This is a genomic window from Massilia sp. NBRC 108631 (assembly GCF_059704565.1).
Genome location: NZ_BAAKJE010000182.1, coordinates 16,820 through 36,669, shown reverse-complemented (window position 1 = coordinate 36,669; position 19,850 = coordinate 16,820). Strand labels below are relative to the sequence as shown.

18 protein-coding genes and 2 tRNA genes are annotated in these 19,850 nt (G+C 61.9%); 14 read left to right on the top strand and 6 right to left on the bottom strand.

Going from position 1 to position 19,850, the window contains the following annotated elements:
- Nucleotides 1-11 precede the first annotated feature (11 nt).
- The 4 genes from phoB (at nt 12) to AC6H42_RS19700 (ending at nt 3,480) form a co-directional block, all read left to right on the top strand.
- Nucleotides 12-701 (top strand): phosphate regulon transcriptional regulator PhoB, encoded by a 690-nt coding sequence (phoB, locus tag AC6H42_RS19715; protein ID WP_057155567.1) that lies wholly within the window; start codon nt 12-14, stop codon nt 699-701.
- A gap of 4 nt (nt 702-705) precedes the next feature.
- On the top strand, nt 706-1,983 hold the full coding sequence (gene phoR / locus AC6H42_RS19710; RefSeq protein WP_497548766.1) for a phosphate regulon sensor histidine kinase PhoR: 1,278 nt from the start codon (nt 706-708) through the stop codon (nt 1,981-1,983).
- An 83-nt stretch (nt 1,984-2,066) separates the two neighbouring features.
- Nucleotides 2,067-3,041 (top strand): patatin-like phospholipase family protein, encoded by a 975-nt coding sequence (locus tag AC6H42_RS19705; protein WP_057155565.1) that lies wholly within the window; start codon nt 2,067-2,069, stop codon nt 3,039-3,041.
- 34 nt (nt 3,042-3,075) lie between these two features.
- On the top strand, nt 3,076-3,480 hold the full coding sequence (locus tag AC6H42_RS19700) for a heme-binding protein (protein WP_057155564.1): 405 nt from the start codon (nt 3,076-3,078) through the stop codon (nt 3,478-3,480).
- A 37-nt stretch (nt 3,481-3,517) separates the two neighbouring features.
- Here the strand turns inward: AC6H42_RS19700 and AC6H42_RS19695 are convergent, their stop codons facing one another.
- Entirely contained in the window at nt 3,518-4,681 is a 1,164-nt protein-coding gene (locus AC6H42_RS19695; RefSeq protein ID WP_497548765.1) for a DUF4351 domain-containing protein, read from the bottom strand.
- A 278-nt stretch (nt 4,682-4,959) separates the two neighbouring features.
- Between AC6H42_RS19695 and carA the strand changes: the two genes are divergently transcribed.
- The 4 genes from carA to AC6H42_RS19675 all read left to right on the top strand — a co-directional run bounded on the left by carA (nt 4,960) and on the right by AC6H42_RS19675 (nt 10,383).
- Entirely contained in the window at nt 4,960-6,120 is a 1,161-nt protein-coding gene (carA, locus tag AC6H42_RS19690; protein ID WP_057155563.1) for a glutamine-hydrolyzing carbamoyl-phosphate synthase small subunit, read from the top strand.
- A 4-nt stretch (nt 6,121-6,124) separates the two neighbouring features.
- Nucleotides 6,125-9,343 (top strand): carbamoyl-phosphate synthase large subunit, encoded by a 3,219-nt coding sequence (carB, locus tag AC6H42_RS19685; RefSeq protein ID WP_057155562.1) that lies wholly within the window; start codon nt 6,125-6,127, stop codon nt 9,341-9,343.
- A gap of 96 nt (nt 9,344-9,439) precedes the next feature.
- Nucleotides 9,440-9,916: a transcription elongation factor GreA gene (greA, locus tag AC6H42_RS19680; RefSeq protein WP_056404685.1), complete on the top strand. Its 477-nt coding sequence runs from the start codon at nt 9,440-9,442 to the stop codon at nt 9,914-9,916.
- Nucleotides 9,916-10,383 carry a DUF4149 domain-containing protein gene (locus tag AC6H42_RS19675; protein WP_497548764.1) on the top strand — a complete coding sequence of 156 codons (468 nt, stop codon included), beginning with the start codon at nt 9,916-9,918 and terminating at the stop codon, nt 10,381-10,383. The genes greA and AC6H42_RS19675 overlap by 1 nt, the downstream gene beginning before the upstream one ends.
- Nucleotides 10,384-10,410: 27 nt before the next feature.
- Here AC6H42_RS19675 and AC6H42_RS19670 read toward each other — a convergent pair whose 3' ends face one another.
- Complete coding sequence (locus tag AC6H42_RS19670; protein ID WP_057155561.1) at nt 10,411-10,878, bottom strand: YhbY family RNA-binding protein; 468 nt, start codon at nt 10,876-10,878, stop codon at nt 10,411-10,413.
- Between the two features lie 43 nt (nt 10,879-10,921).
- On the opposite strand from AC6H42_RS19670, the gene AC6H42_RS19665 reads away from it, so the two are divergent.
- The 6 genes from AC6H42_RS19665 to AC6H42_RS19640 all read left to right on the top strand — a co-directional run bounded on the left by AC6H42_RS19665 (nt 10,922) and on the right by AC6H42_RS19640 (nt 16,297).
- A complete protein-coding gene (locus AC6H42_RS19665; protein ID WP_057155560.1) occupies nt 10,922-11,590 on the top strand; it encodes an RlmE family RNA methyltransferase in 669 nt (222 codons plus the stop codon).
- 188 nt (nt 11,591-11,778) lie between these two features.
- Nucleotides 11,779-13,662, top strand: coding sequence for an ATP-dependent zinc metalloprotease FtsH (gene ftsH / locus AC6H42_RS19660; protein WP_057155559.1), 1,884 nt, complete (start codon nt 11,779-11,781; stop codon nt 13,660-13,662).
- 129 nt (nt 13,663-13,791) lie between these two features.
- Nucleotides 13,792-14,625 (top strand): dihydropteroate synthase, encoded by an 834-nt coding sequence (gene folP / locus AC6H42_RS19655; RefSeq protein WP_057155558.1) that lies wholly within the window; start codon nt 13,792-13,794, stop codon nt 14,623-14,625.
- Nucleotides 14,626-14,642: 17 nt separating this feature from the next.
- Nucleotides 14,643-15,992 carry a phosphoglucosamine mutase gene (glmM, locus tag AC6H42_RS19650; protein ID WP_057155557.1) on the top strand — a complete coding sequence of 450 codons (1,350 nt, stop codon included), beginning with the start codon at nt 14,643-14,645 and terminating at the stop codon, nt 15,990-15,992.
- 71 nt (nt 15,993-16,063) lie between these two features.
- Nucleotides 16,064-16,140 (top strand) — tRNA-Pro (locus AC6H42_RS19645).
- A gap of 80 nt (nt 16,141-16,220) precedes the next feature.
- Nucleotides 16,221-16,297 (top strand) — tRNA-Arg (locus tag AC6H42_RS19640).
- Between the two features lie 109 nt (nt 16,298-16,406).
- On the opposite strand, the gene AC6H42_RS19635 is transcribed toward AC6H42_RS19640, so the two are convergent.
- From AC6H42_RS19635 to AC6H42_RS19620, 4 genes are all read right to left on the bottom strand, one after another.
- Nucleotides 16,407-16,649 carry a hypothetical protein gene (locus AC6H42_RS19635; protein WP_157200941.1) on the bottom strand — a complete coding sequence of 81 codons (243 nt, stop codon included), beginning with the start codon at nt 16,647-16,649 and terminating at the stop codon, nt 16,407-16,409.
- A 143-nt stretch (nt 16,650-16,792) separates the two neighbouring features.
- The gene (locus AC6H42_RS19630) at nt 16,793-17,686 is read right to left on the bottom strand and encodes a sensor histidine kinase (protein ID WP_082551829.1); all 894 of its coding nucleotides are present in this window, start codon (nt 17,684-17,686) and stop codon (nt 16,793-16,795) included.
- Between the two features lie 100 nt (nt 17,687-17,786).
- Nucleotides 17,787-18,908, bottom strand: coding sequence for a hypothetical protein (locus AC6H42_RS19625; protein ID WP_497548763.1), 1,122 nt, complete (start codon nt 18,906-18,908; stop codon nt 17,787-17,789).
- A 189-nt stretch (nt 18,909-19,097) separates the two neighbouring features.
- Complete coding sequence (locus AC6H42_RS19620; RefSeq protein ID WP_057155553.1) at nt 19,098-19,832, bottom strand: substrate-binding periplasmic protein; 735 nt, start codon at nt 19,830-19,832, stop codon at nt 19,098-19,100.
- Nucleotides 19,833-19,850: the final 18 nt, after the last annotated feature.

Genomic DNA, 19,850 nt, shown 5'->3' with positions numbered 1-19,850 from the left:
AAAGCGGTACCATGGCATCTGATAAAACGACTGTACTGATAGTGGAGGACGAGCCTGCGATCGTCGAACTGGTGACGTTTTCGCTGCGCGACGCAGGCTGGAATGTGTGCGCCGTCTCGACCGTGGGCGAAGCCTGGGAATTCATCACCAAGCGCACCCCGCAGCTGTTGCTGCTGGACTGGATGCTGCCCGACCAGACCGGCCTGCGCCTGCTGTCGCGCATCCGCTCCGACCGCCAGTTCCAGGACATCCCCATCATCATGCTCACCGCCAAGAGCATGGAAGAGGACAAGCTGGCCGGCCTGAACAGCGGCGCCGACGACTACATCACCAAGCCGTTCTCGCCGCGCGAGCTGCTGGCGCGCGCCAAGGCCCTGTTGCGGCGCAAGAGCCCGGAGCACGCGCAGGCGGCGATGAACGTGGGCGGCGTGACCTTGGACCCGGTCAGCTGCACGGTGCTGATGAACGAGCAGAAGATCGATATCGGCCACGCCGAATACAAGCTGCTGAAGTTTTTCATGGCGCACCCGGAACGGGTGTTCTCGCGCAGCCAGCTGCTCGACAAGGTGTGGGGCGACCACGTGGTGATCGAGGAGCGCACGGTGGACGTGCACGTGCTGCGCCTGCGCAAGGCGCTGAAGGAGGCCGAGCACCTGATCAAGACGGTGCGCAGCGTCGGCTACATGTTGTCCGAAAAATAGCGCTATGAATCCAAAACTGGTGTTCTGGGTGCCGGCGGCGCTGCGCATGGGCTTGATCCTGGCGGGCGTCGGCATTTTGTGGTGGCTGTTCGGCGCCATGACGGCGCTGACCGTGGCCTTCATCACGATGTCGGTGATGGTGTTCGCGCAGCTGAATTACCTGTACCAGCTGAGCGACTGGCTGGACGATCCGCAAAGCGCCAAGCTGCCCGACGGCTGGGGCGCCTGGACCGGCATTTTCTCGCGCCTGTACCGGCTGCGCCGCGACGACGAGAAAAACCAGGCCGAGCTGACCGAATGGCTGGCGCGCTTCCGCCAGGCCATGCATCTGCTGCCGGACGGCGTGGTCATCATGGACGACGTGCTGTTCCTGGAATGGTGCAATCCGGCCGCCGAAGCCCACCTGGGCTTGCGCAACGAACGCGACAAGGGCATGCGGGTAACCAACCTGATCCGCAGCCCCGAATTCATGGATTACATCATCCTGGGACGCTACGACCAGCCGCTGACCTTGACTTTCCGCGAGCGCAAGCTGATCGTGCACATCATTCCGTTCGAAAACCGGCGCCAGATCCTGGTTACGCACGACGTGACGGAAACCGAGCGCACCGAAATGATGCGGCGCGACTTCATCGCCAACGCTTCGCACGAGCTGCGCACGCCGCTGACGGTGATTGTCGGTTTCCTGGAAATCGCCGCCTCCGAGGACCTGGATACGGCCACCCGCATGGCGCACCTGAAGCTGATGACGGAGCAGGGGCATCGCATGCAGCACCTGATCGAGGACATGCTGACCTTGTCGCGCCTGGAATCGGTGGACCATCCGATGCGGCCGGAGAAGATCGATACCCGCGCGCTGCTGGAACAGGTGTTGCGCGATGCGCGCGCGCTGTCGGCGGGCAAGCACGAGATCTCGCTGGAGATGGAGGATGTGGCGGTGCAGGGCAATTATGACGAGTTGCACAGCGCCTTCGGCAACCTGGCGTCGAACGCGGTGCGCTATACCCCGGCCGGCGGCAGCATCCGGCTGAGCTGGAGCGACAGCGGCAAGGGTGTCAAGTTCGTGGTGGAAGATACCGGCATCGGCATCAGCCCCGAGCATATCTCGCGGCTGACCGAGCGTTTCTACCGGGTCGACAAGAGCCGCTCGCGGGAGACCCAGGGTACCGGGCTGGGCCTGGCCATCGTCAAGCACGTGCTGCTGCGCCACGGCGGCAGCCTGTCGATCAAGTCCGAGGCGGGCAAGGGCAGCAGTTTCACGGTCTGCCTGCCCAAGGTGTAAGCCGCAATCCGGCCCGCGTTTTGGGCGCCTGGGCCGGCTTGCGTTACAATCTGCCCCGCTTTAACTGTGCAGATAGCCGATACATGTCCTTGAAACGCTTACTCGCTTCCGTCCTGGCTGCCGCCGCGCTGGCCGGATGCGCTTCCACTCCGGTCGCGCCGCCGGTGGTGCCTGCCTCGCCGGCCGCCACCGTGGTGGCGCCGGCCGTGACGCCCGTCAATCCGCTGGCGCCCCCGGCGGTTGCCGCCGCGGCCGCACCGCCTCAGCGCAAGATCAAGATCGGCCTGGCCCTGGGCGGCGGCGCCGCGCGCGGTTTCGCCCATATCGGCGTGATCAAGGCGCTCGAGGCACAGGGCATCGTGCCGGACGTGGTGGTGGGCACCAGCGCCGGCAGCGTGGTGGGCGCGCTGTACGCGGCCGGAAATTCGGGCGCCAACCTGCAGAAAATGGCCTACGAAATGGACGAGGCCGCCATTTCGGACTGGGCCATGCCGCTGTTTGGCAAGTCATCCGGCGTGCTCAAGGGCGAGGCGCTGCAAGCCTACGTCAACAAGGCGGTGCACAACCGCCCGATCGAAAAACTCAAGATTCCCTTCGGCGCGGTGGCGGCCGACCTGAAAAACGGCCAGCCGATCCTGTTCCAGCGCGGTAATACCGGCATGGCGGTGCGCGCCAGCTCGTCGGTGCCGGGCGTGTTCCAGCCGGTGGTGATCGGCAGCCGCACCTATGTGGACGGCGGCCTGGTGGCGCCGGTGCCGGTGCGCTTCGCGCGCGAAATGGGCGCAGACTTCATCATTGCCGTCAATATTTCGACCCAGACCGATTCCCAGGCGGCGATCAGCTCGCTGGAAGTCATCCTGCAGACCTTTAGCATCATGGGGCAGCGCATCAACCAGTACGAGCTGAAGGACGCCGACATCGTGATCCAGCCGCCGCTGGGGCGCATGGCGGGCAACGATTTCGGCAACCGCAACAAGGCCATCCAGGCCGGGGAGCGCGCCACCAATGCCATCATGGCGCAGCTGAAGCAAAAGCTGAAAGCCATGCGCGAGCAGTAAGTTGTTATTTCAATATTCTTAATCAGGAAGTCCCATGCAAACCAAACCAGTACTGACCCTCGAAGACGTGAAGAAGATCGCCGCTGCCGCCGAAGCCGAGGCTGTGGCCAACAAGTGGGCAGTATCGATCTCCATCGTGGACGACGGCGGCCATGCGCTGTGGTTCCAGCGCCTGGACGGCGCTGCGCCGATCTCGTCGCACATCGCCCCGAGGAAGGCGCGCGTGGCCGCGCTGGGGCGCCGCGAGTCGCGCGTGTATGAAGAGATGATCAACAACGGCCGCGTATCGTTCCTGAGCGCGCCGGAGATGGAAGGCATGCTGGAAGGCGGCGTGCCGGTGATCGTCGACGGTCACGTGGTGGGCGCGGTGGGCGTATCCGGCGTCAAATCGAATGAAGACGCGCAAGTCGCGAAAGTGGGCATCGCCGCGCTGGGGTAATTCAGTGCGGCCAGGCAGGGCCTGCGCAGGCCCGCTCTCAGTGGCGAGGCAGCACCTCGTCAAGCGTACCGGCGTCCAGTGCGGCCTCGGCCCATGCCTGCAGCTCATCGAGGCTGGCCGCGCGGATCCGCGCGCTGACGTCCTCCGGTAGTGTGCCGAAGCGCTTTGCCAGCAGCCTGGCAAGCAGCGCTGCCTGGCCGAGCCGTAACCCGTCGGCCAGTCCTTCCTGACGGCCCTCCTGACGGCCCTCCTGACGACCCTCCAGGCGACCCTCCTGACGGCCCTCAAGCAGGCCATCAAACAGCCCTTGCTGCCGGCCTTGGGCCTGTCCTTCCTCCCAGCCCTTCAGCTTGCCCTCCTGCCAGCCTTTCTGCTGTCCTTCCAGCCAGCCCTCTCTCTGTGCTTTCTCGCGCGCTTCGTTCAATTCGCGCATCATCGCAATTCTTGCGCCGCGCGGGACGTAAGTATCCATGGCTTTTCTCCCTTCCAAATCGATGATGTCCTGCCACAGTTGGTCTTCAAGCTCCTTGGGAAGACGCATGATCCAGTCTATGACATGAAATAAGTTTATGACACGCTGACGGTCCCAGTCACGCGCGAACAGCAAGCGTGCGAGCTTCCATTTGGCGGCGTGGCGCTGCTGCGGCTGGCCGCGGGTCTGCTGGGTAAGCAGGTGGGCTGCGGTGAGCAGGGCGAAGGCATTGTCTTGGGTCTGCAGTTGCTCGACCCGGCGCGCGTAGTCCCGCAGCTTGACGCAACGGAAGTCCACCCGCGCACCGCAGCCGTGCCACCGGTAACTGAAACTGGACGGCCGCCAGCGGCGGGCGCGATCGGCCAGCACGACCAGGCAGGCTACCGGGTGCCGGAAGCGGTCGTAAATGCGGTATTGGTAGACATACATGCGTTCTGGCAGGGTGCAGTCTTGCTGCGCCTGCACTTCGATATGGATCAGCATCCATTGCTTGTTGCCGTCCCGGGTATGGATCTGCACCAGATGGTCCGCCAGCCGCGTGCCGAGCGCGGCGTCGCGCGTGACCTGGGGGAGCTCCTTGTCCAGGAACACAGGCGGGCGCAGCCAGTCGATGGCGTTAGCCATGTCCGGGAAATAAAACGCCATAAACTCCTGGAAATACGCGGCCAGTGCGCCTTTCCAGGGCGCGTCGTAGGTTTCGCGAGGCAGGGGCAGGGCGATGATGGGCATCGGCCCAGTCTAGCCGGATGGTGCGGCAGCGTTTGGACCTGGCGCAAGGATTGCCGCCGCCGGCCCTGCGGACGGCGGGAAGCTGGTGGAGAACTTCCTGACGGCATTGTGGAATGGGCCTCTTTAGGTTATAATTCAAAGGTTTAGCCAATCTCACATCTACCGTAGCGACTACCACTCATCCATCATCAATCTGACTTGCAACCCGGGCGCACAGCCAGGGAATCTGTTGGTCGTCTGACGTGGCGCAGCTACGGTAACTTTATCAGGAGTTGCCCTTGCCGCCATTTTTTTCTGGCCCCGCCGTCCCAGCCATTCTGGCTCTTGCTGACGGAACCATTTTCAAAGGTTTTTCCATCGGTGCCGTCGGCCACACGACAGGCGAAGTTGTTTTCAACACTTCCATGACCGGTTACCAGGAAATCCTGACCGACCCCAGCTACTGCCGCCAGATCGTCACCCTGACGTATCCCCATATCGGCAACACCGGCGTCAATCCTGAAGACGTCGAATCCACCAAAGTCCACGCCGCCGGCCTCATCATCCGCGACCTGCCGCTGCTGGCCTCGAATTTCCGCTCCACCCAATCCCTGTCCGACTACCTGAAGGCCGAGAACATCGTCGCCATCGCCGGCATCGACACGCGCAAGCTGACCCGCATCCTGCGCGAAAAAGGCGCGCAGGGCGGCGCCATCCTGACCGGCACGCAAGGCAAGGAACCGTCGGTCGAGCAGGCGCTGGAACTGGCGCGCTCCTTCCCCGGCCTGTCCGGCATGGACCTGGCCAAGGTGGTGTCGGTGCAGGCCACCTACGAGTGGACCGAGGCCGAGTGGGCCCTGGGCGAAGGTTACGCCAAGCTGGACGATCCGAAATTCCACGTGGTCGCCTACGACTTCGGCGTCAAGCGCAACATCCTGCGCATGCTGACTTCGCGCGGCTGCAAAGTGACCGTGGTGCCGGCCCAGACCAGCGCCGAAGAGGTGCTGGCCATGAACCCGGACGGCGTGTTCCTGTCGAACGGTCCCGGCGACCCTGAACCATGCGATTACGCGATCGCCGCCACCAGAGTCTTCATGGACAAAAAGCTGCCGGTGTTCGGCATCTGTCTGGGCCACCAGATCATGGCGCTGGCCTCCGGCGCCAAGACGCTGAAGATGAAGTTCGGCCACCACGGCGCCAACCACCCGGTTCAGGACCTGGACAGCAGGCAGGTGCTGATCACGTCGCAGAACCACGGCTTCGCGGTCGATGCGGACACGCTGCCGGCCAACTGCCGCGTTACCCACAAATCGCTGTTCGACGGTTCGCTGCAGGGTTTCGCCCGCACCGACACCCCGGCCTTCTGCTTCCAGGGACACCCTGAAGCATCGCCTGGTCCTACCGACGTCGCCTACCTGTTTGACCGCTTCATCACCATGATGGCAGCGGTGGAGAAATAATAAGATGCCAAAACGTACAGACATTAAAAGTATTCTGATCATCGGCGCCGGCCCCATCATCATCGGCCAGGCCTGCGAGTTCGACTATTCCGGCGCCCAGGCCTGCAAGGCGCTGCGCGAGGAAGGCTACAAGGTCATCCTGGTGAACAGCAATCCGGCCACCATCATGACCGATCCTGAAATGGCCGATGTGACCTACATCGAGCCGATCACCTGGCAAGTCGTCGAGAAGATCATCGCCAAGGAAAAGCCGGACGCGATCCTGCCGACCATGGGCGGCCAGACCGCGCTGAACTGCGCGCTGGACCTGCACCGGCACGGCGTGCTGGACAAGTACAAGGTCGAGCTGATCGGCGCTACCCCGGAAGCCATCGACAAGGCTGAGGACCGCTCCAAGTTCAAGGACGCGATGACCAAGATCGGCCTGGGCTCGGCCCGTTCCGGCGTGGCGCACTCGCTGGAAGAATCGTGGGCGGTGCAGAAGCAAGTCGGCTTCCCGACCATCATCCGTCCATCGTTCACCATGGGCGGCAGCGGCGGCGGCATCGCCTACAACGAAGAAGAATTCGAAGCGATCTGCAAGCGCGGCCTGGAAGCCTCGCCGACCAACGAGCTGCTGATTGAAGAATCGCTGCTGGGCTGGAAAGAGTACGAGATGGAAGTGGTGCGCGACAAGGCGGACAACTGCATCATCATCTGCTCGATCGAAAACCTGGACCCGATGGGCGTGCACACCGGCGACTCCATCACCGTCGCCCCTGCGCAGACGCTGACCGACAAGGAATACCAGATCATGCGCAACGCCTCGCTGGCAGTGCTGCGCGAGATCGGCGTGGACACCGGCGGCTCCAACGTGCAGTTCTCGATCAATCCGAAAGACGGCCGCATGATCGTCATCGAGATGAACCCGCGCGTGTCGCGTTCGTCGGCGCTGGCTTCCAAAGCGACCGGTTTCCCGATCGCCAAGGTGGCGGCCAAGCTGGCCGTCGGCTTCACGCTCGACGAGCTGCGCAACGAGATCACCGGCGGCGCCACCCCGGCCTCGTTCGAGCCGTCGATCGACTACGTGGTCACCAAGGTGCCGCGCTTCACGTTCGAGAAGTTCCCGACCGCCGACCACCACCTGACCACCCAGATGAAATCCGTCGGTGAAGTGATGGCCATCGGCCGCAACTTCCAGGAATCGTTCCAGAAAGCCCTGCGCGGCCTGGAAGTGGGCGTGGACGGCATGAACGAAAAAACCCGCGACCGCGAGAAGATCGAGGAAGAGCTGGGCGAGCCCGGTCCCGAGCGCATCTGGTACGTGGGCGATGCTTTCGCCCAGGGCTTCACGCTGGAAGAAGTGCACAACCTGACCAAGATCGATCCATGGTTCCTGATCCAGATCAAGGAAATCGTGGACCTGGAACTGTGGCTGGACACGCAGAAGCTGGACAACCTCGACAAGACGGTGCTGTACAAGCTGAAACAGAAGGGCTTCTCGGACCGCCGCCTGGGCTTCCTGCTGCAGACCACCGACACGGCCGTGCGCAACAAGCGCCACGAGCTGAACATCCGTCCGGTGTACAAGCGCGTGGACACCTGCGCGGCCGAGTTCTCGACCGACACCGCCTACATGTACTCGACCTATGACGAGGAGTGCGAGTCCAACCCGTCGGACAAGAAGAAGATCATGGTGCTGGGCGGTGGCCCGAACCGTATCGGCCAGGGTATCGAATTCGACTACTGCTGCGTGCACGCGGCGCTGGCGATGCGCGAGGACGGCTACGAGACCATCATGGTCAACTGCAATCCGGAAACCGTGTCGACCGACTACGACACCTCGGACCGCCTGTACTTCGAATCGCTGACCCTGGAAGACGTGCTGGAAATCGTGGCGCTGGAAAAACCGGTGGGCGTGATCGTGCAGTACGGCGGCCAGACCCCGCTGAAACTGGCGCTCGACCTGGAAGCGAACGGCGTACCCATCATCGGCACCTCGCCGGACATGATCGACGCCGCCGAAGACCGCGAGCGTTTCCAGAAGCTGCTGCAGGACCTGGGCCTGCGCCAGCCGCCTAACCGCACCGCGCGCACCGAAGCCGAGGCGCTGACCCTGGCGCAGGAAATCGGCTACCCGCTGGTGGTGCGTCCATCCTACGTGCTGGGCGGCCGCGCGATGGAAATCGTGCACGAGCAGCGCGACCTGGAGCGCTACATGCGTGAAGCGGTGAAAGTATCGAACGATTCGCCGGTGCTGCTGGACCGCTTCCTGAACGACGCCATCGAGTGCGACGTCGACTGCATCTCCGACGGTACCACCACCTTTATCGGCGGCGTGATGGAGCACATCGAACAAGCCGGCGTGCACTCGGGCGACTCGGCCTGCTCGCTGCCGCCTTACTCGCTGTCGCAGGAAACCATTGACGAACTGAAGCGCCAGACCTCGCTGATGGCCAAGGGCCTGAATGTGGTCGGCCTGATGAACGTGCAATTCGCGATCCAAAAACAAGACGGCCAGGATGTGGTGTTCGTGCTGGAAGTGAATCCGCGCGCCTCGCGCACCGTGCCCTACGTGTCGAAAGCGACCGGCTTGCAGCTGGCCAAGATCGCCGCGCGCTGCATGGTCGGCCAGAGCCTGGAATCGCAGGGCATCACCAAGGAAGTGGTGCCGCCTTACTACAGCGTCAAGGAAGCCGTGTTCCCGTTCGTCAAATTCCCCGGCGTGGACACCATCCTCGGCCCTGAGATGAAATCGACCGGCGAAGTAATGGGCGTGGGCATGACCTTCGGCGAAGCGTTCGTGAAATCGCAGCTGGGCGCCGGCGTGAACCTGCCGAAGTCGGGCAAGGTGTTCCTGTCGGTGAAGGCCTCGGACAAGCCGCGCGCCGTGAAAGTGGCGAAGGACCTGGTCGACATGGGCTTCACGCTGGTGGCCACCAAGGGTACCGCGGCGGTGATCGCGGCGGCCGGTGTGCCGGTCACGGCAGTGAACAAGGTGGCCGAAGGCCGTCCGCACGTGGTCGACATGATCAAGAACCACGAGATCAAGCTGGTCATCAACACGGTGGAAGAGAAGCGCAGCGCCATCACGGACTCGCGCGCCATCCGTACCTCCTCGCTGGCGGCGCGCGTGACGACCTACACCACCATTGCCGGCGCTGAAGCGGCGGTGGCCGGTATCCGTCATTTGGACGAGTTGCGTGTGTACGATTTACAAGGTCTGCATAAAACCTTACACTAAGCTCCTTTAAGCGATACGCAATCCAGATCGCTGACACAGAGCCCGCGCCGAAGCATGGCGCGGGCTCTGTGCTTTTCGTAACCTAGAGAGACAATTATGACTTCAGTTCCATTGACCAAATTCGGCGCAGAACTCCTGAAGGAGGAGCTGCACCAGTTGAAGACCAAGGAGCGCCGCATCGTGATCGACGCGATCGCCGAAGCGCGTTCGCATGGCGACCTGTCGGAAAACGCCGAGTACGATGCCGCCAAAGAGCGCCAGGCCTTTGTGGAAGGCCGCATCGCGGAACTGGAAGGCAAGCTGAGCGCAGCGCAAATCATCGATCCAACCCAGCTGGACGCGGAAGGCCGCGTGGTGTTCGCCTCCACGGTGGACCTGGAAGACCTCGAGTCGGGCCAGAAAGTGACCTACCAGATCGTCGGCCTGGATGAGGCGGACCTGAAACTGAGCAAGGTGTCGGTGACCTCGCCGATCGCCCGCGCGCTGATCGGCAAGTCGGCCGGCGACGTGGTGGAAGTGCAGGCGCCATCCGGTCCGCGCGAATACGAAATCCTGGAAGTGCGTTACATCTGATGACGCCGTCCATGGCCGGCTTCTTGCCGAAGGTGCGCCTGCTGGTGGCGGTGCTGTGGGCCGGCTGCCTGTGGGCGGTGGGCTACCTGGTGGCGCCGACCCTGTTTGCCACCCTGGGCGACCGCGTGCTGGCGGGCACCATCGCCGGCAGCATGTTCCATGCGATGGCGCTGCTGTCGCTGGGCTGCGGCCTGGCCATGCTGCTGCTGTTGTGGCGCGCCACGCCGGGCTGGGACGGCCAGCGCCGCCGCACGGTGCTGGCGATTATCGTGCTGATGGTGATGTGCACCGTGGTCAGCCACTTCGGCCTGCAGCCGATGATGGCGGAACTGCGCGCCGCGGCGGGCCCGTCGGGCGTGATGGAGTCGGCCGCGAAAGGCCGTTTCGGCATGCTGCACGGTGTTTCCAGCGGTATTTACCTGATCCAGAGCCTGCTGGCCGGCTGGCTGGTGTTGAAGCAGACGTAAAAAAACCGGGGCATACCCCGGTTTCGGTTAGGCCAGCGACGATTTTTTGGTGCTCTTCTGGCGCACCTTGGCACGCTTGATGGTGCCACCCTCGGTCACACGCTCATTCCCCTTCAGCAAAACCTTGTTGACCGACGGCTTTTTGGTGCCGCTGGCGCTAGGTTTCACGATGGTGACCATGCGCATGCCTTTGCCGGTCTTGGCGCTGCGTTCCTTTTCCACTTCCTTTTTCGGGCGGTACAGGACCAGCAGTTTGCCGATGTGCTGCACCGGCGCCGCCTCCAGCTGCGCGCAGATGGTGTCGTACATGCCGGCGCGGGCTTCGCGGTCGTCGCCGAACACGCGCACCTTGATCAGGCCGTGGGCGTCGAGGCCCAGTTCGATTTCCTTGATGACGGCAGGCGTCAAGCCCGCTTCGCCTATCATGACGACAGGTTTCAGGCCATGGGCCTCGGCGCGCAGGGCAGCGCGTTCAACGGGTGTGAGTTTGATCATAATATTTTTTTCGGTAGTTCTCTAAAGGCAGTATTCTACGCGAATGGCAAAGAAGAAATTAAACAAAAACTGGTTGCACGACCATATTAACGATCCTTACGTGAAAGCGGCGCAGAAAGATGGCTACCGCGCGCGGGCCGCTTACAAGCTCAAGGAGATCGATGAAGACGAACACCTGGTCAAACCAGGGCAGGTGATTGTCGACTTGGGCTGCACCCCCGGCAGCTGGGGCCAGTACGTGCGGCGCAAGCTGGCCGGCAAGGAGGGCGGCGGCATCAACGGCACCATGATAGGCCTCGACATGCTGCCGATGGAGCCGATCGCTGACGTGCATTTTATACAAGGCGATTTCCGTGAAATCGAAACGCTGGAGCAGCTCGGCGAGCTGTTGCAGGGACGCAAATGCGACCTGGTGTTGTCCGACATGGCCCCCAATCTGTCGGGGATTTCCTCGGCGGACGCGGCGCGCATGGAAGACCTGATCGACCTGGCCATCGAATTTTCGCAATTGCACCTGAAACCGGGCGGCGCGCTGCTGGTCAAATGCTTTAAAGACATGGGTTTCAACTCGGTGTACGAGAAATTCCGGGCCGAATTCAAGACCGTGACGCAGAAAAAACCCAAGGCCAGCCGCGACAAATCGTCCGAGATCTTCCTGCTGGGGCGCGGATTGAAGAATCCTGTGGAAAATAAGTCCAATCCCATAGTGTAAAGGCCTTGATATTTGCCATGCCGGCCGCAAATCCTGCGGTGAGGAGCGGATTTGCGCTTCCTCGCGGCAGGTGCGCGCCGGATTTGTGCACCGTACGGGGCAGGTTTATGGCACGGGCAGCGGTATTGCGAGTAAAATCGGATTTCTAGCTATCGGTCAAAGATGCGTCCCGCATCCAAGGAGTTTTCGTGAATAACATGTTTTCCAAATCAGCCATTTGGGTCGTCGTTGCCCTGCTATTATTCATGCTGTTTAAGCAATTCGAGAATCATGGCACGGCCGCTGGTTCGAAGACGATCGCTTATTCCGATTTGCTGGATGAAGTCAAAGCCCGGCACATCAAGGATGTGGTGATTGAAGGCAACACCATCACTGCCACCAAGGACGACGGCAGCAAGGTTCGGACCACCTCCACTTACCTGGACCGTGGCCTGATCGGCGACCTGCGCGATAACAACGTCCGCTTTGACGTGAAGCCGCCCGAGGAGCCTTCGTTCCTGCAGCAGGTGTTCGTGTCGTGGTTCCCGATGCTGCTGCTGATCGGCGTGTGGATCTTCTTTATGCGCCAGATGCAGGGCGGCGGCAAGGGCGGCGCGTTCTCCTTCGGCAAGTCGAAGGCGCGCATGCTGGATGAGACCAACAACACCGTCACGTTCGGCGACGTGGCCGGCTGCGACGAAGCCAAAGAGGAAGTGACCGAAATCGTCGACTTCCTGAAAGACCCCACCAAATTCCAGAAACTGGGCGGCCGCATTCCGCGCGGCGTGCTGATGGTCGGTCCTCCCGGTACCGGTAAAACGTTGCTGGCACGCGCCATCGCGGGTGAAGCCAAGGTGCCGTTCTTCTCGATTTCCGGTTCGGATTTCGTGGAAATGTTCGTCGGCGTTGGCGCAAGCCGCGTGCGCGACATGTTCGAGAACGCCAAGAAGCATTCGCCTTGCATCATCTTCATCGACGAGATCGACGCTGTCGGCCGCCATCGCGGCGCCGGCATGGGCGGCGGCAACGATGAGCGCGAGCAGACGCTGAACCAGCTGCTGGTGGAAATGGACGGCTTCGAAGCCTCGTCCGGCGTGATCGTCATCGCCGCCACCAACCGCGCCGACGTGCTGGACAAGGCGCTGCTGCGTCCTGGCCGTTTCGACCGCCAGGTATCGGTCGGCCTGCCGGACATCCGCGGCCGCGAGCAAATCCTGAACGTGCACATGCGCAAAGTGCCGATCGGTACCGACGTGAAAGCCGACATCCTGGCCCGCGGCACTCCCGGTTTCTCGGGCGCCGACCTGGCCAACCTGGTCAACGAAGCCGCCCTGTTCGCCGCGCGCCGCAACAAGCGTCTGGTCGACATGCAGGACTTCGAGGACGCGAAGGACAAGATCTTCATGGGCCCGGAACGCAAGTCCATGGTGATCCGCGAGGAAGAGCGCCGCAACACTGCCTACCACGAGAGCGGCCACGCCGTTGTCGCCAAGCTGCTGCCGAAGGCCGATCCGGTGCACAAAGTGACCATCATGCCGCGCGGCTGGGCCCTGGGCCTGACCTGGCAGCTGCCTGAGCACGACAACATCTCCGGCTACAAAGACAAGATGCTGGAAGAGATTTCCATCCTGTTCGGCGGCCGTATCGCCGAGGAAATCTTCGTCGGCCAGATGTCCACTGGCGCCTCCAACGACTTCTCGCGCGCCACCAAGCTGGCCCGTTCGATGGTGACCCGCTTCGGCATGTCCGACGCGCTGGGCGTCATGGTGTACGAGGACAGCCAGAACGAAGGCTTCATGGGCGGCACCAACAAGACCATCTCGGAAGCGACGCAGCAGAAGGTGGATGCGGAAATCCGCAACATCCTGGACACGCAATACGCGCTGGCCCGCAAGCTGCTGGAAGAGAACCGCGACAAGGTGGAAGTGATGACCAAGTCGCTGCTGGAATGGGAAACCATCGACGCCGACCAGATCAACGACATCATGGCCGGCATCGAGCCGCGTCCGCCGAAGGCCGGCGTCACGCTGCGCAAGCAGCCTAGCGGCGACGGCCCCGGCGCCACGCCGAACAGCGCCACCGCACCGGCTTAAACGCTGTGCGCCAGACAGAAAGGGTGAGGAGCAATCCTCGCCCTTTTTGCTTTTTGCTACGGGGCTCGGATCGTGCTGCACTGCGGCACGATCCCACTTTTTCTTTTTCACTCAGCACCATTTGTTTCCATGAGACAGACAATACCGTTCGGCCGTTTCAACCTCCCGCTGCACCCGGCGGGCGCCCTCGTGATGGGCATCCTCAATGTCACCCCCGACTCTTTTTCCGACGGCGGCCAGCACGCCTCGCTGGAGTTCGCCATCGCCCACGCCGAAGAAATGATAGAGCAGGGCGTGGACATCATCGACATCGGCGGCGAATCGACCCGCCCGGGCGCGCCGGCGGTCCCGCTGGAAGATGAACTGCGCCGCGTGATGCCGGTGGTGTATGCGCTGCGCGACTGCGGCAAGGCCATCTCGGTCGACACCTACAAGCCGGCCGTCATGCGCGAAGCCGTGCTGGCCGGCGTGGACATGATCAACGACATCAACGCCTTCCAGGCGCCCGGCGCGATCTCAGCCGTGCGCGATAGCGACTGCGCGTTGTGTATTATGCACATGCGCGGTGACCCGGCTACCATGCAGCAAGCGCCCGAATATGGCGACGTGGTGCGCGAGGTGGCCGATTTCCTGCGTGAACGCATCGCCGCCTTGACCGATGCCGGCATTGAGCGGCGCCGGATCTGGATCGATCCGGGGTTTGGCTTTGGTAAGACAGTCGAGCATAATTATGCTTTGGTCAAGGCTGGCCGCCAGCTGGTGGATGAGCTGGGCGTGCCGCTGCTGGCTGGCATGTCGCGCAAGTCCATGATAGGGGCGGTGACGGGCAAGCCGGTGGAGCAGCGCATGGCCGGTAGCCTGGGCGGCGCGCTGGCGGCAGTGGCGCACGGCGCAAGGATAGTCAGGGTGCACGACGTGGCAGAGACCGTCGATGCGCTGAAAGTATGGCAAGCGGCAAACTAACGATAAAGAGAACTGACATGGCACGTAAATATTTTGGAACCGATGGCGTACGCGGACTGGTGGGCGTGTCGCCGATCACCCCGGATTTCGTCATGCGCCTGGGCTACGCGGCCGGCAAAGTGCTGGTCAAGAACATGAGCGGCTCGGCGCGTTCGACTGTGCTGATCGGCAAAGACACGCGCATCTCCGGTTATATGCTGGAAGCGGCGCTGGAAGCGGGCTTCGCCGCCGCCGGCGTGGACGTGATGCTGGCCGGGCCGATGCCGACCCCGGCCATCGCCTACCTGACGCGCGCGCTGCGCCTGCAAGCCGGCGTGGTCATTTCGGCCTCGCACAACCCCTACCAGGACAACGGCATCAAGTTCTTCTCCGACCAGGGCGCCAAGCTGCCCGACGCGGTGGAACTGGACATCGAAGCGCAGCTGGACCTGCCCATGGAATGCGTGGCGCCGGACAAGCTGGGCCGCGCCAAGCGCCTGGACGACGCGCAGGGCCGCTATATCGAATTCTGCAAAAGCACCTTCCCCAACGCGCTGGACTTGCGCGGCCTGAAAATCGTGGTCGATTGCGCCCACGGCGCCGCCTACAACATCGCGCCGCACGTGTTCCATGAGCTGGGCGCGGAAGTAATTGCCATCGGCAACAAGCCGTCCGGCTATAACATCAACGACGGCTACGGCGCCACGGCGCCGGCCGCCATGGCCGCCGCCGTGGTCGAGCACGGCGCCGACCTCGGCATTGCGCTGGATGGCGACGCCGACCGCCTCATCATGTGCGACGCCAAGGGCCGCCTGTACAACGGCGACGAGCTGCTGTACGTGATGGTGATGGACCGCTGCGCCACCGGCAAGGTGGACGGCGCGGTCGGCACGCTGATGACCAATATGGCGCTGGAAGTGGCGTTCAAGCAAAAGAACATCCCGTTCGCGCGCGCCAAGGTGGGCGACCGCTACGTGCTGGAAGTGATGCAGGAGCGCGGCTGGCTGCTGGGCGGCGAGGGCTCCGGCCACCTGCTGGCGCTGGACAAGCACACCACCGGCGACGGTATCGTGTCCGCGCTGCAAGTGCTGTCGGCGCTGAAGCGTAGCGGCCAGTCGCTGGAGCAGTGCGCCGCCGAGCTGGTGCTGTTCCCGCAAACGCTGATCAATGTGCGCGTGCCGGCCGGCTTCGAATGGCAAAAGAACCCCGCCATGGTGGCCGAGAAGGATGCCGTCGAGCGCGAACTGGGCGACAGCGGCCGCGTGCTGATCCGCGCTTCCGGTACCGAGCCGCTGATCCGGGTGATGGTGGAGGCGCGCGACGCCGCCGCCGCCCAGAATTGCGCCCGCCGTATTGCCGACAAAGTGGATGCCAAGCTGGCTGCTTAAGTCTTGAGCAGACGAAACTTTTCCGTCGCTGCATTGACGCCATAGGGGCCTAGCACCTATAATACGTTCATCGGAGTGTAGCGCAGCCCGGTAGCGCACCTGGTTTGGGACCAGGGGGTCCAAGGTTCGAATCCTTGTACTCCGACCAAGAACTTTTAAGACGGGCTGTCGAAAGACAGCCCGTTTTTCATTTCCGCAGAGTTTTTCTGCCGGCAAAAAATACCCTGACTGCCCATAGCTCAGTTGGATAGAGCATCAGCCTTCTAAGCTGAGGGTCGCTGGTTCGAACCCAGCTGGGCAGGCCATATCCTTCTTGTTATCGCGAAACAAAGACGTTTCATAGCCTGGAATTGATTTTTATCAAAGTTTCCAAGCGAAATAGTGCGAGAATAAATTATTCCAACAGGAAACGTCTCATGCCTCCCGGTGCTCGGGGTGGTGCAAGGCGCGCTGCATCAAATCTTCGGGAACGCGTTTGAGCCGCAGGTAGTCCACCGCGTCCTGCAGGTTGGAACAATTGAGTATGCCCCTGGCGCGGCTGATGATGGTCGCCGTGGCGCTGTCCTGGCGGCGGTCCCGGGTGCGCCGGCGGTGGGGCAGGAAGATCAGCCTGGAGATGGTTTCCACGGGCACCTGCGCCGCGACCAATATCTTCACGCAGATATCGTGATCATGCTGCGTGAGTTTGGAAAGGGCGACCTGTATCGTCTCCTCCATCAAGGTATTGCATCGACGTTCCATGACGTAACCTTTACACGATGGTACAGGCCAAAAAAAGGACGATATCATGTGCCGCGGGCTCAGGTGCGGGTAGTTGGCGCCGCCTTGATATCGCTCAATAGGGGCTGATCTGAGGGAGGCAGCGGCAGTTCGATCGCGATATGGGTGCCATGGCCCCCCCCGCTGTCGGACAGCCTGCCGATTCCAATCTTGCCATTCAATGCCCATACCCGTTCCCGCATGCCGAGCAGGCCGAAGGAACGCGGCTTGCGCAGATCGGCTGGCGCGATGCCGCTGCCGTTGTCTTCTATGTTCAGGCGCAAGGTGCCGCCGCGCTTGCGTGCGGAAATCCAGACGCGGGTGGCGTTCGCGTGGCGCACGATATTGGTTAGCGACTCCTGCACGATGCGGAACACGGCGGTGCTGTAGCAGTCTTCCAGGATCAGCTCATGTTCCTTGACATCGAGCTTGCAGGAGATGCCATGCCGTCGTACCCATTCGTTGCGTAAGGCTTTCAGCGCAAAGTAGAGGCCGCCTTCCTCGAGCGCCGACGGGCGCAGATCGGTGGCAATGCGGCGCAGCGAGGTAACCGCCCGCACCAGCAGCTCGTCCATGCTGCGCAGTTGGCGTTCCGCTACCGGATTGGCGATTTGCAACAGTTGCAACTGGTTGAATTCGATCCGCAGGGTGGCCAGCAACTGGCCCAGGTCGTCGTGCAGTTCGCGCGCCAAGTGGGCGCGCTCCTCTTCGCGTATTGTTTGCAGTGCAGCAGAGAGGTCGCGCAGTTGCTGATACGAACTGGCCTGATCCGTGGCGCGGCGTCCCAGCGCCGTGTTGTTGCGCCGTGAGCGTGCCAGCCTGGACCCTTCCACCTGGCGTCTGGCGGCGCCGCGCAGCTGGGTTCCCGATAGCAAAGGCGGCGCCGGGCTCCTTGGGGGCACCCGGCGCCAGGTCTGCTCGCTTGTCTTGCTCATGTATATCCTGAAGATGTATGTGACGGGCTTATTTTACGATAGTGATAAAATTTACACATCTTTGCTGCGGTGCAGCGTGGCGTGGAATCCACATGGCGCCTCAGGCGTCGAACAGGTATTGCTTGACTTTCGGGTTGCCCTGGCGCCACAGCACGTTGTCGATCAGGTAGTGATGCACGTTGATGAAGATCCAGAAGCAGGCCACCGCCAGCGCGGGGCTGCCGATTTCCGGGATCTTGCCGGTGCGCGCATAGTCCAGCGCAGCGGGCATCAGCCAGAAGCCGATGGCGCCCAGCACGGCGCCGGTCAGCGCAAACCCGGCTAGCTGTCCCCTGGTCCAGCCGCCCGATTTTGCTTCATTGGCTTTATAGCGGCCGATAACGGTCAGGTATTGCAGGGAATGGAAGAATGGGACCGTCAGCACGAAAGCCGGATCCAGGCTGATCAGGCCCATCCACAGATACAGCGTAACGAAATAGCCGGTCAATCCTGCCAGCGGCATTTGTTTCCAGTTGAACTGCTGCTCGTGCCATTGTTTGATTGCGCGGTAAAGGGCCAGGCCGCACCAGGCGGTTGTGCCGGCAGCGACCGTGCATGCGGCAATAACGATGAGGCCGGGTACATTAACCACCAGGCCGAATACGCCCCATAATTCGCGGGCAAACTGCGTGCTGTTACCTAAGGTCCAGGTGGCAACCCAGCACGCGTACGCATTCATCAACATGGCTTTGCGGGCGGCTGCCGGCCAGTACCGTTTCTTGAAGGCCGCATCCATCATGGCCATGCCAAACCCTTGCTTGGCATAATGCCAGCCGACCAGCAATCCCATCAGATTTAAACCGATGCCCAATACCAGGGGCTGCCCATTCAGCCAGAGTAATGCCCCAAGCATCAATCCCAGCGCCAATGCTATTGGAGCGATAAAGCCGGCGAGGCACCAGCGGCGCGTTAAATCGGCAGGCATGGCGCCGTTCTTTACTTCCTTCCACGACCCATAAAATAATTGATAGGAATACGCGAAGTGCGGATGATTGACAAAATTGGCCACGACCAGCATGACAATAGCCAGCTGCGCGACGCTTTCCGCGCTCAGGCGCAGCATTTTAAAGATCAGCAACGCGATTACCGAGCCGCCACCCAGCAGTAATACATCGGTCCACGGCGTATATAAGGCGCGGTGCCGTACAGGGGAATGGAAATCCGTTTGGGTGTGAATTTGCATGGCGGGGACTCAAGAGGGGTGTTGCCTCATGGTATCACCCGAGCCGCCGGTGTCAAGGAATGCGCGCAAGCGTGCTGCAGCCTGTTGTACGCAGGGATGGATGGGCCGCCATCATGCCCGGTTTTGGTGTGATTAAGCTAATTTTTGGCTTGAGTGGGGCGCGAAATGCGCTCTGCGATCCGTGCACGCCTAATTGGCTACGGGTCGGTAGTGCGCCATGATGGCCTGGATCTCGCCGCGTCCCTTCAAGGCCTGGATAGCACGGTTCACTTTATCCGCCGGCCACCTGCCTTGCGGCGGCAATGCACAGTATGTATCGAAGGAGGTAATCTTAAATGAAACCGGATTCAATCGCTGGCGTTCCGCATGCACTTTGCGCTGGTATTCGAAATAAAGGGAATTGGTCAGCATATAATCATAGCGGTGCGTCAGCAGTTTGCTCAGATTGATATCGTCGGTCAACGCCTCGTCGCGCAGGAAACTCTTTGCCAGCACGCTTTCGGTTTCCTGGTAACGGTATCCCAGCAGCGTACCCACCCGAATACCGGCCAGCGCATTCAAATGCGGCAGCGGCGGTGTATCTTTCCTGCTGGCCACCGTCATATTGTTGGTAAATACGGTGTCGGTCCAGCGCCATTCTTTGCTGTCCAGCCATTCCGGGCGCAGGTCGCAGACTAAATCAGCTTGCCCGCCGGTTAACGCCGATTCGACCCGTTTGCGGGGAAAGGTGAGATAGCGCGGCTGTGCTTTCAGTTCGCGCGCGAGCGCGTCGCCAAAGTCCTTCAGAAGGCCGCCCACCAGCGCACCATCGCGGAATTCCGTCATGGGCATGGCGCTACCCGTGGAAACGGCGAACACGATATCCTCGGCCAAGGCCGGAATGGCCAGCAGGGAAGCGAGAATAAATGTGGGTAAGCGTTTCATCAATAAAAAGGCCTTCCG